Genomic DNA, 13,562 nt, shown 5'->3' with positions numbered 1-13,562 from the left:
GGCCGCGGATCGGGGGTGGCTCGTGGGGAGCCGGTGGCTCAGAGGGAGCCGTGGAAGGTGCGGTTGATGACGTCCAGCTGCTGGTCGCGGGTCAGGCGGATGAAGTTGACCGCGTAGCCGGAGACCCTGATGGTCAGCTGCGGGTAGTTCTCCGGGTGCTCCATGGCGTCCTGGAGGGTCGCCTTGTCGAGCACGTTGACGTTCATGTGGAAGCCGTCGCTGGCCATGAATCCGTCGAGGACCCCGGAGAGGTTCTGGATCCGCTCGCCGGGGGTGCGGCCCAGGGCGTCCGGCGTGATGGTGTTGGTGAGGGAGATGCCGTCCTCGGCGTCGTCGTAGTTGAGCTTGGCGACCGACAGCGCGGAGGCGATGTAGCCGTGTTCGTCGCGGCCGTTCATCGGGTTGGCTCCGGGGGCGAACGGCTCGCCCGCGCGGCGGCCGTCGGGGGTGTTGCCGGTCTTCTTGCCGTAGACGACGTTCGAGGTGATCGTCAGGACGGACTGGGTGTGCACCGCGTTCCGGTAGGTGGGGTGACGGCGGATCTTGCCCATGAAGTCCGAGACGATCCGCTGGGCGATGGCGTCGGCCCGCTCGTCGTTGTTGCCGTAGGCGGGGTAGTCGCCCTCGATCTCGTAGTCGACGGCGAGGCCCGTCTCGTCGCGGATGACCTTGACCTTGGCGTGCTTGATGGCCGAGAGCGAGTCGGCCGCGACCGAGAGGCCCGCGATGCCGCACGCCATCGTGCGCAGGATCTCCTGGTCGTGCAGCGCCATCTCGATGCGCTCGTAGGCGTACTTGTCGTGCATGTAGTGGATGACGTTCAGCGCGTGGACGTACGTCTTGCCGAGCCAGCCGAGCATCGCGTCGTAGCGCTCGGCGACGGTGTCGTAGTCCAGGTAGTCGCCCTCGATGGGCTCGAAGCCCTCGACGACGCGCTTGCCGGTCTTCTCGTCACGTCCGCCGTTAATCGCGTAGAGCAGAGCCTTGGCGACGTTGACGCGGGCTCCGAAGAACTGCATCTGCTTGCCGACGGCCATCGCCGAGACGCAGCAGGCGATCGCGGTGTCGTCGCCGTACTTCGGGCGCATCAGGTCGTCGGACTCGAACTGGATGGCCGAGGTGTCGATGGCGACCTTGGCGGCGAAGTCCTTGAAGCCCTTGGGCAGTTCCCGCGCCCAGAAGACCGTCAGGTTCGGCTCGGGGGCCGGGCCCAGGTTGTAGAGGGTCTGCAGGGCACGGAACGTGGTGCGGGAGACCAGCGGGCGGCCGTCCTGGCCGATGCCGGCCATCGACCAGGTGACCCAGGTGGGGTCGCCGGAGTAGAGCTCGTTGTACTCGGGGGTGCGCAGGAAGCGGACGATGCGGAGCTTGATGACGAAGTCGTCGATGAACTCCTGGGCCTCGGTCTCGGTGATGCGGCCGGACTCGATGTCGCGCTGGAGGTAGATGTCGAGGAAGTTGTCGATGCGGCCGATCGACATGGCCGCGCCGTTCTGCTCCTTCACGGCGGCCAGGTAGGCGAAGTACAGCCACTGGACGGCCTCGCGGCCGTTGGTGGCGGGGCCGGAGATGTCGTAGCCGTACGACATCGCCATGGCCTTCAGTTCGCCCAGGGCCTTGATCTGCTCGGAGGTCTCCTCGCGGGCCCGGATGACGTCCTCGGTGGCCCACTCCTCGCCGAGGAGCGCCTTGTCGGCCTCCTTCGCGGCGATGAGGCGGTCGACTCCGTAGAGCGCGACGCGGCGGTAGTCGCCGATGATGCGGCCTCGGCCGTAGGCGTCGGGCAGGCCGGTGATGATGCCGGAGGAGCGGCAGGCGCGGATCTCGGGCGTGTAGGCGTCGAAGACACCTTCGTTGTGGGTCTTGCGGAGGTGCGTGTAGACCTCCCTGACCTCGGGGTCGGCCTCGTAGCCGTAGGCGTTGAGTGCGCCCTCGACCATGCGCCAGCCGCCGTTGGGCATGATGGCGCGGCGCAGCGGGGCGTCGGTCTGGAGGCCGACGATGAGGTCCCGGTCGCCGTCGATGTAGCCGGGCCTGAAGGCGTCGATGCGGGAGGGGGTCTTCACGTCGACGTCGTGGATGCCGCGCTCGATCTCCGCCGGGAACATCGCAAGGAGCTTCTGCCAGACCTGGGTGGTGCGTTCGGTCGCGCCGGCCAGGAAGGAGTCGTCGCCCTCGTACGGGGTGTAGTTCTGCTGCACGAAGTCGCGGACGTCGATGGCGTCCCGCCACAGGCCACCCTTGAAGCCGTCCCATGCCTCGCCGTGCACTGTCGTTTCCGCGGGAGTGGCAGTCATCGCCGGCACCTTCCGAGTCGTCTTTTCGCTATGCCTCCATTGCACTCCGGTTTGATCGATCAGCGGCGCCGCAATGGTCCCCACTTCGGGGCCCGAGGTCCCCTCTCTCCGCTCCCCCGACCAGAAGCACCCATCCTGACCTGGGGTTTCTCTCGGGACTTTGGACCTAAGTTCGCTTGTGAATGCATTCACAAGAATTTCCCGCACATCCCGTGGTACGGGGTCAGGAGGGCCAGGAATGCCAAGAGAGTCAGGAGTGCCAAGAGGGCCTGGACATGCGAGTGGGCCGGGTGCTCCCACACCCGGCCCAGCCCGCCGACGCCGCCCAGGACGTCAGCTCGGGGACTCCGCGCCCTTGCGGGCGTAGAACCACCAGCAGACCGCGATACAGCTGACGTAGAAGGCCACGAAGCCCCACATCGCGCTGGTCACCGCGAAGTTGGCGAACATCGCCGGGATGAAGAAGAAGCCGTACGCCGCGATGGCGGAGGTGAAGCCGGTGACGGCGCCCGCCTCCATCTCGGACTGCTTCAGCGCCTTCGTGTACTCGGGCGTGCCCTCCGTCAGACCCTTCAGGTGCTGGGCGCGGAAGATCACCGGGATCTGGCGGAACGTCGAGCCGTTGCCGATGCCCGAGAAGAAGAACGCGGCCAGGAAGCAGGCGAAGAAGCCGTAGAAGTTGCCGTTGTCGCCGCCGGAGGGCAGGAAGTTGATGACGCCGATGATCGAGACCGCCATGCCGACGAACGAGATGATGGTGACCCTGGCGCCGCCGATCTTGTCGGCGATCCAGCCGCCGGCCCAGCGTGCGAGCGCACCCACGGCCGGGCCCATCCAGGCGTACGTCGCCGCGGAGTAGGCCGCGTCGATCGGCGTGAACGTCGTCTTGATGAGCATCGGCAGAGCCGCCGCGAAGCCGATGAAGGAACCGAACGTGCCGACGTAGAGCCAGGTCATCAGCCAGTTGTGCTTGCGCTTGAAGATGATCTTCTGCTGGCTGAAGGGGGTCGACGCGACCTTCAGGTCGTTCTGGCCGAACCACGCGACGACGGCCAGGATCACCAGGACCGGCACCCACAGGAACGCGGCGTTCTGCAGGAACACGGGCGTGCCGTCGGCCTTGTGCTGGGCCGAGCCGACCGCGAGGACCGAGCTGGTGATGACGATCGGGGTGACCAGCTGGACGACGGAGACACCGAGGTTGCCGAGGCCGCCGTTGATGCCGGTGGCGTTGCCCTTGTCCCGCTTGGGGAAGAAGAAGCCGATGTTGGCGAGGGACGAGGCGAAGTTCGCGCCGCCGACGCCGCACAGGGCCGCGATGGCGATCATCACGCCGTACGAGGTGTTCGGGTCCTGGACCGCTATGCCCAGCCAGATCAGCGGGATGACCAGGACGATCGTCGAGAGCGCGGTGAAGCGGCGCTGGCCGATCATCGGGCCGAGGAAGGTGTAGAAGATGCGCGCCGTGCCGCCGGTGATGCCGGGGACGGCCGTCAGCCAGAACAGCTGCGAGGTGGAGAAGCCGAAGCCGACGTCCTTGAGGTTGGTCGCGGTGACCGACCACACCTGCCAGACGACGAACGCCACCAGGAGCGCGGGGACGGCGATCCACAGGTTGCGGGACGCGACCTTCTTGCCGATGGACTTCCAGAAGAGTTCGTTCTCCGGCTCCCAGTCGGTGATGGTCTTGCCGGGGCGGTACTGCGTCGTGTCGTACGTCGCGTCCACTGGTGCGGTCTGCGCTTCTTGGGTGGCAGGCGATCTCATGTTGGTTCCCAGTTCGCTACCGGTCCCGACCTTGCTCCGGGGCCTGACGTTTCCACGGTGCCGTGCACGACTCCTGTGGAGCAGAGTCGTAGGGCACGCGCCGACCAGCCCAAAGGCACCAAGATCAGGGGGCCTTCGGACCTCGTGGACCGCGGTGCGCGAGCGGGCCCCGGCCACCCGCCGTGCGGCGCCCGGGTGTCACTGCCGACCCGCTGGGCGCCGCAGCCCGATTCGGCGCGGGCCTTCTGCTGTGCTGGGGTTCATGACGTCCGCAGCGGCCCCCGAGCCGACCCCAGGCCCACCTCCCACACCCGTGACAGCTCCCGCGTCTCCTCCCGCCACCCTGCGGCCCCTGCGCGCGCGGGGGCGCGAGGAGGCGCATCGGGCCGCGACTCCGCTGGAGCTCTTCTTCGACCTCTGCTTCGTCGTGGCGGTCGCGCAGGCCGGGGCCGAGCTCGTGCACTCTGTCGCCGAGGGGCATGCGGGCGAGGGCGTGCTCAACTACGCGATGGTGTTCTTCGCGCTGTTCTGGGCGTGGGTCAACTTCTCGTGGTTCGCGTCGGCGTACGACAACGACGACGTGCTCTACCGCGTGGTCACGCTCGTACAGATCGCCGGTGTGCTCGTGTTCGCCGCCGGGGTGTCCAAGGGGTTCGAGGAGCACGACTTCCTGCTCATCTGGCTCGGCTACCTGATCATGCGGGTCGCGCTCACCGTCCAGTGGCTGCGCGTCGCCCGGTCGGCGACGGGCGCCGAACGCACCACCGCGCTGCGGTACGCGTGCGGGGTGCTGGTCTGTCAGATCGGCTGGTCGGGGCTGCTGTTCCTGCCCGAGGGCGGGCGCCTATGGCTGTTCCTGGCGATGGCGGTCCTGGAGATGTGCGTGCCGGTGTTCGCGGAGAAGAGCTACACCACGGCCTGGCATCCGCACCACATCTCCGAGCGGTACGGCCTGTTCACCATCATCGTGCTCGGCGAGACGATCGCGGCGGCGACCGTCGCCGTGAAGTCCGGCATCGAGGAGAACGACGCACTCGGCGAACTCCTGCCCATCGCGGCGGGCGGTCTCCTGATGGTCTTCGCCGCGTGGTGGATCTACTTCGTCGTGCCCATCCACGGCCGCCTGAGCGGCAACCGGCAGGCCTTCCTGTGGGGGTACGGGCACTACGTCATCCTCGGCTCGGCCGCCGCGATCGGAGCCGGGCTGGAGGTCGCGGTCGAGGAGGCGGTCGGCAAGGCGCACATCTCGACGCTCGCCGCGTCCGCCGCGGTGACCGTGCCGATGGCGCTGTATCTCCTCACCGTCTGGCTGCTGCACTCCCGCTACTACAAGGTGGGCCTCGCCCAGCAACTGGTCCTGCCCGTCAGTGCGCTGGCGACGCTCGCGAGCACGTTCGCAGGCAGCTGGGCGGTCCTGGTCGCGGGGATCGTGGCGACGGCCACCGTCACGACCGGCGTGACGCTTACCAGCCGGATGGCACGCCGGGAGAGGGCCGCGTAACTCCCGCGCGTGATACGCAAGTCGGCATGGCTTCCTCCGATCCCCTCACCTCCCCCGGCTCACCCGGCTCACTCGATTCCCCCAACTCCCCCGGCTCCCGCAATCCCCTCACCCCTCTCAACTCCCTCACCGACGTCCCCGGCCTGCGCGTGGGCCATGCCACCCGTACCGCCCCCGACCATCAAGGCCACCTCACCGGCACCACCGTCGTGCTCGCCCCGGTGGGCGGCGCCGTCGCGGCCGTGGATGTGCGCGGCGGCGGCCCCGGCACCCGGGAGACGGACGCCCTGGACCCCCGCAATCTGGTGCAGCGCGTCGAGGCCCTCGTGCTCACCGGCGGCAGCGCGTACGGCCTGGACTCGGCGACCGGCGTGATGGCGTGGCTCGAGGAGCAGGGCCGCGGCGTCAGGGTCGGCCCCGATCCCTCCCACGTCGTCCCCGTGGTCCCGGCCGCCTGCGTCTTCGACCTCGGCCGCGGCGGCGACTTCAGCGCGCGCCCCGACGCCACGACGGGCCGCGCCGCCGTGGAGGCCGCCGCGGCCACCGAGCCGTTCACGCCCGTCGAGGAGGGGAACGTGGGCGCGGGCGCCGGCGCCGTGGTCGGCAAGGTCAAGGGCGGCATCGGCAGCGCGAGCGTCAGGCTGGAATCGGGCGTCACGGTCGCCGCCCTGGTCGTGGCGAACGCCGCGGGCTCGGGGGTCGATCCGGGGACGGGCGCGTTGTACGGGCGGTACTTCGAGGGGCGGCCCGTGGTCTACCCCGCCCCCGAGGCCCACGAGGAGGCCACGCGTCGCCTCGCCGAAGCCGCGGCGGCTGCCAGGAGTGGGCCTCCCCCGCTGAACACCACCCTCGCCGTGGTCGCCACGGACGCCGAACTCACCAAGGCCCAGGCGCAGAAGCTGGCCGGTACGTCGCACGACGGCATGGCGCGCGCCGTGCGGCCCGTCCATCTCCTCAACGACGGGGACACCGTCTTCGCCCTCGCGACCTGCGAGCGCCCTCTGCCGGACGCCGCGCGGAACCCGCTCGCCCTGAACGAGATCCTCGCGGCGGGCGCGGACATGGTGACGGCGGCGATCGTCCGGGCGCTGCTCGCCGCGGAGTCGGTGAAGACACCGGGCGGCGACTTCCCCTCGTACCGCGACCTCTACAACACATAGTCCGCACATAGTCCGCACATAGTCCGCACATAGTCCGCTTCAACACATAGTCCGCAGAGGAACCTTTAAGGGAATCCCAAGAAAGAAACGCTACAAAGAGCAACAGAACAGCGCCCGTTGGGTCGCCGGCGGGCCATGCCGCTGTGCCCGCGCTCACATCAAGCGGACGGAACCTTTCCGCCTGCACACCGCTCTTAACTCGTACTGGATCAGAACGCGCACTTCGCACAAAGATGGAGCAGCCCGTGACAACGTCGCACATAGCCAAGCCCCGGCGACGCACCCTTCTGGCGGCCACCGCGCTCGCCGCCGTGGGTGCGCTCTCCCTCACGGCCTGCGGCGGCGACGCGGACACCGACGGCGACGGCAAGGACGGCAAGCCCAAGACCCAGGGCGCCGACATCACCATCTCGGCGAAGGACGGCTCGACCGGCGCGTCGATCAACGCCACGGGCGTCAAGGTCGAGGGCGGCAAGCTGACCGAGGTGAAGATGACCCTGGTCTCCACCGGGGCGGCGGTCGACGGCACGCTCTCCGCCGACGGCACGAGCTGGAAGCCCAAGGCCCAGCTGGAGCGCGGCATGAAGTACAAGATCACGGCCGACGCGAAGGACACCAAGGGCAAGGAAGCGACCGAGAACTCGATCTTCACCACCGTCTCGAAGGACAACAGCTTCATCGGCAGTTACACCCCCGACGGCGGCACGAAGGTCGGCGTCGGCATGCCGGTCTCCTTCAACTTCGACAAGGCGATCACCGAGAAGCAGTCCGTCCAGTCGCACATCAAGGTCACCTCGGACAGCGGCCAGAAGGTCGTGGGCCACTGGTTCGGGAACCAGCGCCTCGACTTCAGGCCCGAGGAGTACTGGAAGGCCGGCTCCAAGGTCACGATGAAGATCGACCTGGAGGGCGTGAAGGGCGCGGACGGCGCCACCGGCGTGCAGAACAAGACGGTCACCTTCACCGTCGGCCGCGCGCAGGTCTCCACGGTCGACGTCAAGGCCAAGACGATGACGGTCGAGCGGGACGGCAAGGTCGTCAAGACCATCCCGATCTCCGCGGGCAGCCCGTCGAACCCCACGTACAACGGGAAAATGGTGATCTCCGAGAAGTTCACCCAGACCCGGATGAACGGCGACACGGTCGGCTTCGGCGGTGAGTACGACATCAAGGACGTCCCGCACGCGATGCGCCTGTCGTCCTCCGGCACCTTCATCCACGGCAACTACTGGGGCTCGCCCTCGATCTTCGGCAGCGCCAACACCAGCCACGGCTGCGTCGGCCTCCAGGACGCGCAGGGCGCGGGCGACTCCAGCACGCCGGGCGCGTGGTTCTACGACAACTCCCTCATCGGGGACATCGTGACGGTCAAGGGCTCCCCGGACGAGACGATCGCCCCGGACAACGGCCTCAACGGCTGGAACATGTCCTGGAGCCAGTGGACGGCGGGCAGCGCGGGCTGACCCCAGCCGCCGGGCCGACCCTCTCACCAGGGCCAACACCACGAGCCGCACGGGAACTTGCCGTGCGGCTCGTACGTTTTCCCGTTCCCGGGCATGATGTCCGACGCAGGGGCTACGGTATGCACTCACAAGGTGACATGCAGCAACGCCGGGAGAAACCTTGAGCGTTCCGTACGAGTACGAGACGGCGTACGAGCCACAGTCGGCCGAGCAGAATTCTCCGCACTCTCCGCAGGAGCATCTCGAGCGGCTTCTTCGCCGCGCCCTGAACTCCTTCGACCTGCCGGACGACACGATAGGACGCCTGGAGTCGGCTCTCGCGTACGACAGTTCGCTGCACTCGGCGCACCACAGCGCGGGCATGCACCGCGAGACGTACCGGCACACGTGGCTGCTCGCCGACGCCGGCGCGCTCACCCTCTGGGAGCTCGTGCACAACACGGGCCCCGACAGCCAGCCCCAGTACGAGCTGTACGCGGACGAGGAGGAGGCCGGTGTCGCCACCTCGCGCCTGCCGCTCCCGCCCGACACCCCGGCCGCCGTCTGCGAGCAGCCCGTCGTGCTCCAGCTCTCGGTCACCGACGAGCCCCGTCACACGTACGTCCCGGACGACTCCGCGGATCACGCGCGCCGGCTGCTGCGCCGCGCGGAGAACCCGGTGAGCGAGGGACGGCCCGGCGAGGACATCGAGCGGTTACTGCGCTCGGCGTTCGCGCACCAGATCACCCAGGCCTTCGGCCGCCCCTGCCTGGCGGGCGAGGCACGCCTCTGCTTCTCGCTCTACGAACACGCGTTCCTGCTCTTCGACGGCAGCGAGCTCAGCCTCTGGGAGGTCGAGCACACGGTCACGCCGGACAAGCGGCACAGGTGCGAGGTGTACGTCTCCGAGGAAGCGGCACGCGCGGCGATGGAGCTGCGCGCGAGGAGCCTTCCGCAGCAGCGCACGAAGTAACGAAGTAGGAGCCCACCGGGCAGGGGCGACGTCCGGCCTCAGGGCCTGCTGTCGCCGAACTGCCGCACGAGACCCGCGAAGGCGGCCCGCTCGTCCGCCGTCAGATCGACCGTCTCCGCGCGCGGCGGGCCGGTCTGCGCGGGCAGCGCGCGCAGCGCCTGTGACTGGCGCCAGACGTCCACGTCGACCTGGTCGCGACGCAGCACCCGCACCAGGCCCACGGCCCAGACGACGGTCGCCACGGCCAGTACGGCCACGCCTGTCTGCTGGAGGATCGAGACATTCTGGAGCATGCCGCACAGTAGACAACACGATCCGGGGCTTACGACAGGGGGGTTGTGGGACTTACGTCCTGAAGTGACGCATGTCGCACAACCCCCCTCATAGGGGCCGAACCTCATGGGGCCCGCTCATAGGGGCCGAACCTCATGGAGCCCGGCGGCCCAGGCTCAGACCGCCGCCGGCAGCGGCTTCTCCGTCACGGCCTCATCGGCCGGGGCGCCGCTCTCGGCAGGCGCCGTCCTGCGCCCGCCCTTGAGCAGGATGACCACCACGGTCGAGACGCCGACACCGGCGGCGATCGCCACCAGGTACAGCAGCGGCTGCCCGATGAGCGGCACCACGAAGATGCCGCCGTGCGGGGCGCGCAGCGTGCAGCCGAAGGCCATCGACAGGGCGCCGGTGACCGCGCCGCCCGCCATCGACGCGGGGATCACCCGCAGCGGGTCGGCCGCGGCGAACGGGATCGCGCCCTCCGTGATGAAGGAGGCGCCAAGGAACCAGGCCGCCTTGCCGTTCTCGCGCTCGGTCTTGGTGAAGAGCCGCCCGCGGACGGTGGTGGCCAGGGCCATGGCGAGCGGCGGGACCATGCCGGCCGCCATCACCGCGGCCATGACCTTGAGGCTGCCATCGGTCGGGTGGGTGAGGCCGCCGATGGCGAAGGCGTACGCGACCTTGTTCAGCGGTCCGCCGAGGTCGAAGCACATCATCAGGCCGAGGATGACGCCGAGGATGATCGCGTTGGCGCCGGAGAGACCCTCAAGCCAGTCGGTGAGCGCGCTCTGCAGCGAGGCGATGGGCTTTCCGATGACGAGGAACATCAGGAAGCCGACGATCGCGGACGAGATCAACGGGATCACGACCACGGGCATGATGCCGCGCAGGACCGCCGGGATCCGCACGCGCTGGATGCCCATGACGACCGCGCCCGCGATCAGGCCCGCCGCGAGGCCGCCCAGGAAGCCCGCGTTGATGGTGACGGCGACGGAACCGCCGACGAAGCCGGGTACGAGTCCTGGCCGGTCGGCCATTCCGTACGCGATGTAGCCCGCGAGGACCGGCACCAGGAAGGCGAAGGCGAGCCCGCCGATCTGGAAGAGGAGCGCGGCCCAGCTGGTGGTGTCCGTCCACACGAAGTGCTCGGCGACCGACGGGGCCTTGTCGATCTTCCAGCCGCCGATGGCGAAGCCGAGTGCGATGAGGAGGCCGCCTGCGGCGACGAACGGGACCATGTAACTGACGCCGGACATCAGCCACTTGCGCAGCTTGGTGCCGTAGCCGTCGCCGCTCTCACCCGCGTCGTCCACCGGGCTCGCCTTGGCCCCCGAGGTGATCTCACCGCGGGCCGCCTTCGCCCGGACCTCCGCGATGAGTTCCGCGGGGCGGTTGATTCCTGCCTTGACGCCCACGTCGACCGTGGGCTTCCCGGCGAAGCGGTCCTTGTCCCGTACGGGGACGTCGTGCGCGAAGACGACGCCGTCGGCGGCGGCGATGACCGCCGGGTCCAGGCGGGTGAAGCCTGCTGACCCCTGGGTCTCGACCGTCAGTTCTACGCCTGCCTCGCGGGCGGCGTTTTCGAGGGACTCGGCGGCCATGTAGGTGTGGGCGATGCCTGTCGGGCAGGACGTGACGGCCACGATGCGGAACGGCTCCGCCGGGGGGTTGTCGTCTTCTTCGGGGTGCAGGTCCGTGGGTTCTTCCGCCGCGCTGCGCGCGGCGGGTTCCCCTCCCGCCCGCCCATTACCCCGGATCAGGTCCGTTGCCGCCTCCGCATCCTCAGCACTCCGCAGCGCGCTGGTGAACTCCTCGTCCATCAACTGCCGTGCAAGCGACGACAGGATGGTCAGGTGCGCGTCATCGGCACCGGCAGGCGCGGCGATCAGGAAGATCAGGTCGGCGGGTCCGTCCGGCGCCCCGAAGTCGATGCCGTCGGCCGAGCGGCCGAAGGCGAGGGTCGGCTCGGTGACGTGGGCGCTGCGGCAGTGCGGGATGCCGATGCCGCCGTCGAGGCCGGTCGGCATCTGCGCCTCGCGGGCCGCCACATCGGCGAGGAAGCCCTCCAGATCGGTCACCCGGCCCAGGGCCACCATGCGCTCGGCGAGGGCACGGGCCGCCGCTTCCTTGGTTCCGGCGGACCGGTCGATTTCGAGGTCGACCAGTTCCGCGGTGATCATCTCGCTCATCGCGGGCTCCTTCGCACGCGTATCGCCCGGAGGGCGGGGGTGGGGACGGGGGTTGAGACGGGGGTTGAGACGGGGGTCGAGACGGGGGTCGAGACGGGGGTTGGGGTGGTGCAGCTGAGGCCCTTGCGGGTCGTGTGGGGAGTCATGACACGGGCTCCGTCAGTACGCGGTCCATCGGGACCTCCGAGGTGACCGTGACCGCGTCGGGCGCGAGGTCCGAGGGGGTCGGCATCGCGCTGCCGGGGAGCTGGACCGCTGCCGCGCCGTGCGCCACCGCCGACGCGAGGGCCGTGGCGCCGGTGCCGCCCGCGATGAGGAAACCGGCCAGGGAGGAGTCACCGGCGCCGACGTTGCTGCGTACGGCGTCGACCGGTGCGCTGGCGAAGTGGGCGCCCGAGTCGTCCACGAGCAGCTGGCCGTCCGCACCGAGGCTGGCGAGCACGGCCCGTGCGCCCAACTCCCGCAGTTCCTCCGCCGCCTTGACCGCGTCGCCGACCGTCACCAGGGGGCGGCCCACGGCTTCGGCGAGTTCCTCCGCGTTCGGCTTGACGACGTCGGGGCGCTCGGCGAGCGCGGCGAGCAGGGCCGGGCCGGAGGTGTCCAGGGCGATGCGGGCGCCTGCGGCGTGTGCGCGGGCCACCAGATCGGCGTACCAGGAGGGAGCGAGCCCGCGCGGCAGGCTGCCGCAGCAGGCGATCCAGTCGGCGCCGGTGGACCGCTCCCGCACGGCCGTGAGCAACAACTCGGCCTCGACGGAAGTCAGTTCGGGCCCCGTCGCATTGATCTTGGTGAGGGTCCCGTCGGGCTCGGCGACCGCGATGTTCGAGCGGGTCTGGCCCGCGACCGGAACCGGGGCGACCTTGATGCCCTGCTCGTCGAGGAGCTGGGCGACGAGCGCGCCGGGCGCTCCGCCGAGGGGCAGGACGGCGAGTGTCTCCGCGCCCGCTGCGGCGACGGCCCTCGATACGTTGACGCCCTTGCCGCCCGGGTCCATCCGGTCGCCGGTGGCCCGGATGACCTCGCCGCGGTCCAGCGAGGGGACCTCGTAGGTGCGGTCGAGGGAGGGGTTGGGGGTGACGGTGAGGATCATGCGCGTACGTACCGTTTCCTTGCTGACCTGCGTGCTGTTGCTGCTGTTGCTGCTGCCCACGTTCGGGTCCGTGCCCGCGCCGCTCATGCCCGGATCACCTCCGTGCCGCCGGCCTCGATCGCCGTGGCGTCCTCGGGGCTGAGTCCGGTGTCGGTGATCAGCAGGTCCACGTCGGCCAGGTCGCCGAAGCGCGCGAAGTGCTCCTGGCCGTGCTTGGCGGAGTCCGCGAGGAGCACCACGCGGCGGGCCGCGCCGATCGCCGCGCGCTTGACGGCGGCTTCGGCGAGGTCGGGGGTGGTGAGTCCCGCTTCCGCGGAGAAGCCGTTCGCGGCGACGAAGAGGACGTCGGCGCGGATCTCTCCGTACGCACGCAGCGCCCACGCGTCGACGGCGGCGCGCGTACGGCTGCGGACGCGGCCCCCGATGAGGTGGAGCTGGATGCCGGGGTGGTCGGCGAGGCGGGCCGCGGTGGGCAGGCCGTGGGTGACGACGGTGAACGTCGCTTCCAGCGGGAGTGAGGCGGCTAGGCGGGCGACGGTCGAGCCGGCGTCGAGGATGACGCTGCCTTCGGTGGGGAGTTCGGCGAGGGCGGCGTGGGCGATGCGGTCCTTCTCGTCGGCGGCCGTTCCCTCTCGCTCCGCGAGGTCGGGCTCGAAGTCGAGGCGTCCTGCCGGTATGGCACCACCGTGCACGCGCCGCACGAGACCTGCCCGGTCCAGGGCCTTCAGGTCGCGCCGGATGGTCTCGGCGGTGACCTTGAACTCCTCGGCGAGCGACAGGACGTCGACTCGGCCGCCGTCGCGTGCGAGCCGCAGGATCTCCTGCTGCCGCTCCGGTGCGTACATGTCCGTTTGCCTCCGCCTGGTGCCC

10 protein-coding genes are annotated in these 13,562 nt (G+C 69.7%); 4 read left to right on the top strand and 6 right to left on the bottom strand.

What is annotated here, in order from left to right; translation table 11 throughout:
- Positions 1-38: 38 nt before the first annotated feature.
- Together pflB and M4V62_RS24545 are read right to left on the bottom strand one after the other, a co-directional pair.
- The gene (gene pflB / locus M4V62_RS24550; protein WP_249589385.1) at positions 39-2,297 is read right to left on the bottom strand and encodes a formate C-acetyltransferase; all 2,259 of its coding nucleotides are present in this window, start codon (positions 2,295-2,297) and stop codon (positions 39-41) included.
- A 333-nt stretch (positions 2,298-2,630) separates the two neighbouring features.
- Positions 2,631-4,064, bottom strand: a complete 1,434-nt coding sequence (locus M4V62_RS24545; protein ID WP_249589384.1) for a NarK family nitrate/nitrite MFS transporter — start codon at positions 4,062-4,064, stop codon at positions 2,631-2,633.
- 262 nt (positions 4,065-4,326) lie between these two features.
- Here M4V62_RS24545 and M4V62_RS24540 point away from each other — a divergent pair, with 262 nt between their 5' ends.
- From M4V62_RS24540 to M4V62_RS24525, 4 genes are all read left to right on the top strand, one after another.
- Positions 4,327-5,565 (top strand): low temperature requirement protein A, encoded by a 1,239-nt coding sequence (locus tag M4V62_RS24540; protein WP_249589383.1) that lies wholly within the window; start codon positions 4,327-4,329, stop codon positions 5,563-5,565.
- A gap of 26 nt (positions 5,566-5,591) precedes the next feature.
- Positions 5,592-6,725 (top strand): P1 family peptidase, encoded by a 1,134-nt coding sequence (locus M4V62_RS24535; RefSeq protein ID WP_249589382.1) that lies wholly within the window; start codon positions 5,592-5,594, stop codon positions 6,723-6,725.
- Positions 6,726-6,958: 233 nt separating this feature from the next.
- A complete protein-coding gene (locus M4V62_RS24530; RefSeq protein WP_249589381.1) occupies positions 6,959-8,188 on the top strand; it encodes a L,D-transpeptidase in 1,230 nt (409 codons plus the stop codon).
- Positions 8,189-8,348: 160 nt separating this feature from the next.
- On the top strand, positions 8,349-9,140 hold the full coding sequence (locus tag M4V62_RS24525; protein WP_249589380.1) for a DUF6227 family protein: 792 nt from the start codon (positions 8,349-8,351) through the stop codon (positions 9,138-9,140).
- 38 nt (positions 9,141-9,178) lie between these two features.
- Here the strand turns inward: M4V62_RS24525 and M4V62_RS24520 are convergent, their stop codons facing one another.
- From M4V62_RS24520 to M4V62_RS24505, 4 genes are all read right to left on the bottom strand, one after another.
- Positions 9,179-9,433 (bottom strand): hypothetical protein, encoded by a 255-nt coding sequence (locus M4V62_RS24520; RefSeq protein ID WP_249589379.1) that lies wholly within the window; start codon positions 9,431-9,433, stop codon positions 9,179-9,181.
- Between the two features lie 156 nt (positions 9,434-9,589).
- Positions 9,590-11,602: a PTS fructose transporter subunit IIABC gene (locus M4V62_RS24515; RefSeq protein WP_249589378.1), complete on the bottom strand. Its 2,013-nt coding sequence runs from the start codon at positions 11,600-11,602 to the stop codon at positions 9,590-9,592.
- A 142-nt stretch (positions 11,603-11,744) separates the two neighbouring features.
- Positions 11,745-12,692 (bottom strand): 1-phosphofructokinase, encoded by a 948-nt coding sequence (gene pfkB, locus M4V62_RS24510; RefSeq protein WP_249592969.1) that lies wholly within the window; start codon positions 12,690-12,692, stop codon positions 11,745-11,747.
- 83 nt (positions 12,693-12,775) lie between these two features.
- Positions 12,776-13,537 carry a DeoR/GlpR family DNA-binding transcription regulator gene (locus M4V62_RS24505; RefSeq protein WP_249589377.1) on the bottom strand — a complete coding sequence of 254 codons (762 nt, stop codon included), beginning with the start codon at positions 13,535-13,537 and terminating at the stop codon, positions 12,776-12,778.
- Positions 13,538-13,562 lie beyond the last annotated feature (25 nt).

The organism is Streptomyces durmitorensis (assembly GCF_023498005.1).
In the GTDB taxonomy this organism is placed as follows: Bacteria; Actinomycetota; Actinomycetes; order Streptomycetales; family Streptomycetaceae; genus Streptomyces; species Streptomyces durmitorensis.
Note: the sequence above shows the minus strand (reverse complement) of the source record. Positions and strands in the feature narration are given on the sequence as shown.

Excerpts from the sequence above, each read along its gene's own strand:
- M4V62_RS24540 (WP_249589383.1), top strand. The coding sequence starts at position 4,327 with ATGACGTCCGCAGCGGCCCCCGAGCCGACCCCAGGCCCACCTCCCACA.
- M4V62_RS24535 (WP_249589382.1), top strand. The coding sequence starts at position 5,592 with ATGGCTTCCTCCGATCCCCTCACCTCCCCCGGCTCACCCGGCTCACTC.
- M4V62_RS24505 (WP_249589377.1), bottom strand. The coding sequence starts at position 13,537 with ATGTACGCACCGGAGCGGCAGCAGGAGATCCTGCGGCTCGCACGCGAC.
- M4V62_RS24520 (WP_249589379.1), bottom strand. The coding sequence starts at position 9,433 with ATGCTCCAGAATGTCTCGATCCTCCAGCAGACAGGCGTGGCCGTACTG.
- M4V62_RS24530 (WP_249589381.1), top strand. The coding sequence starts at position 6,959 with ATGGAGCAGCCCGTGACAACGTCGCACATAGCCAAGCCCCGGCGACGC.
- pflB (WP_249589385.1), bottom strand. The coding sequence starts at position 2,297 with ATGACTGCCACTCCCGCGGAAACGACAGTGCACGGCGAGGCATGGGAC.
- M4V62_RS24515 (WP_249589378.1), bottom strand. The coding sequence starts at position 11,602 with ATGAGCGAGATGATCACCGCGGAACTGGTCGACCTCGAAATCGACCGG.
- M4V62_RS24545 (WP_249589384.1), bottom strand. The coding sequence starts at position 4,064 with ATGAGATCGCCTGCCACCCAAGAAGCGCAGACCGCACCAGTGGACGCG.
- pfkB (WP_249592969.1), bottom strand. The coding sequence starts at position 12,692 with ATGATCCTCACCGTCACCCCCAACCCCTCCCTCGACCGCACCTACGAG.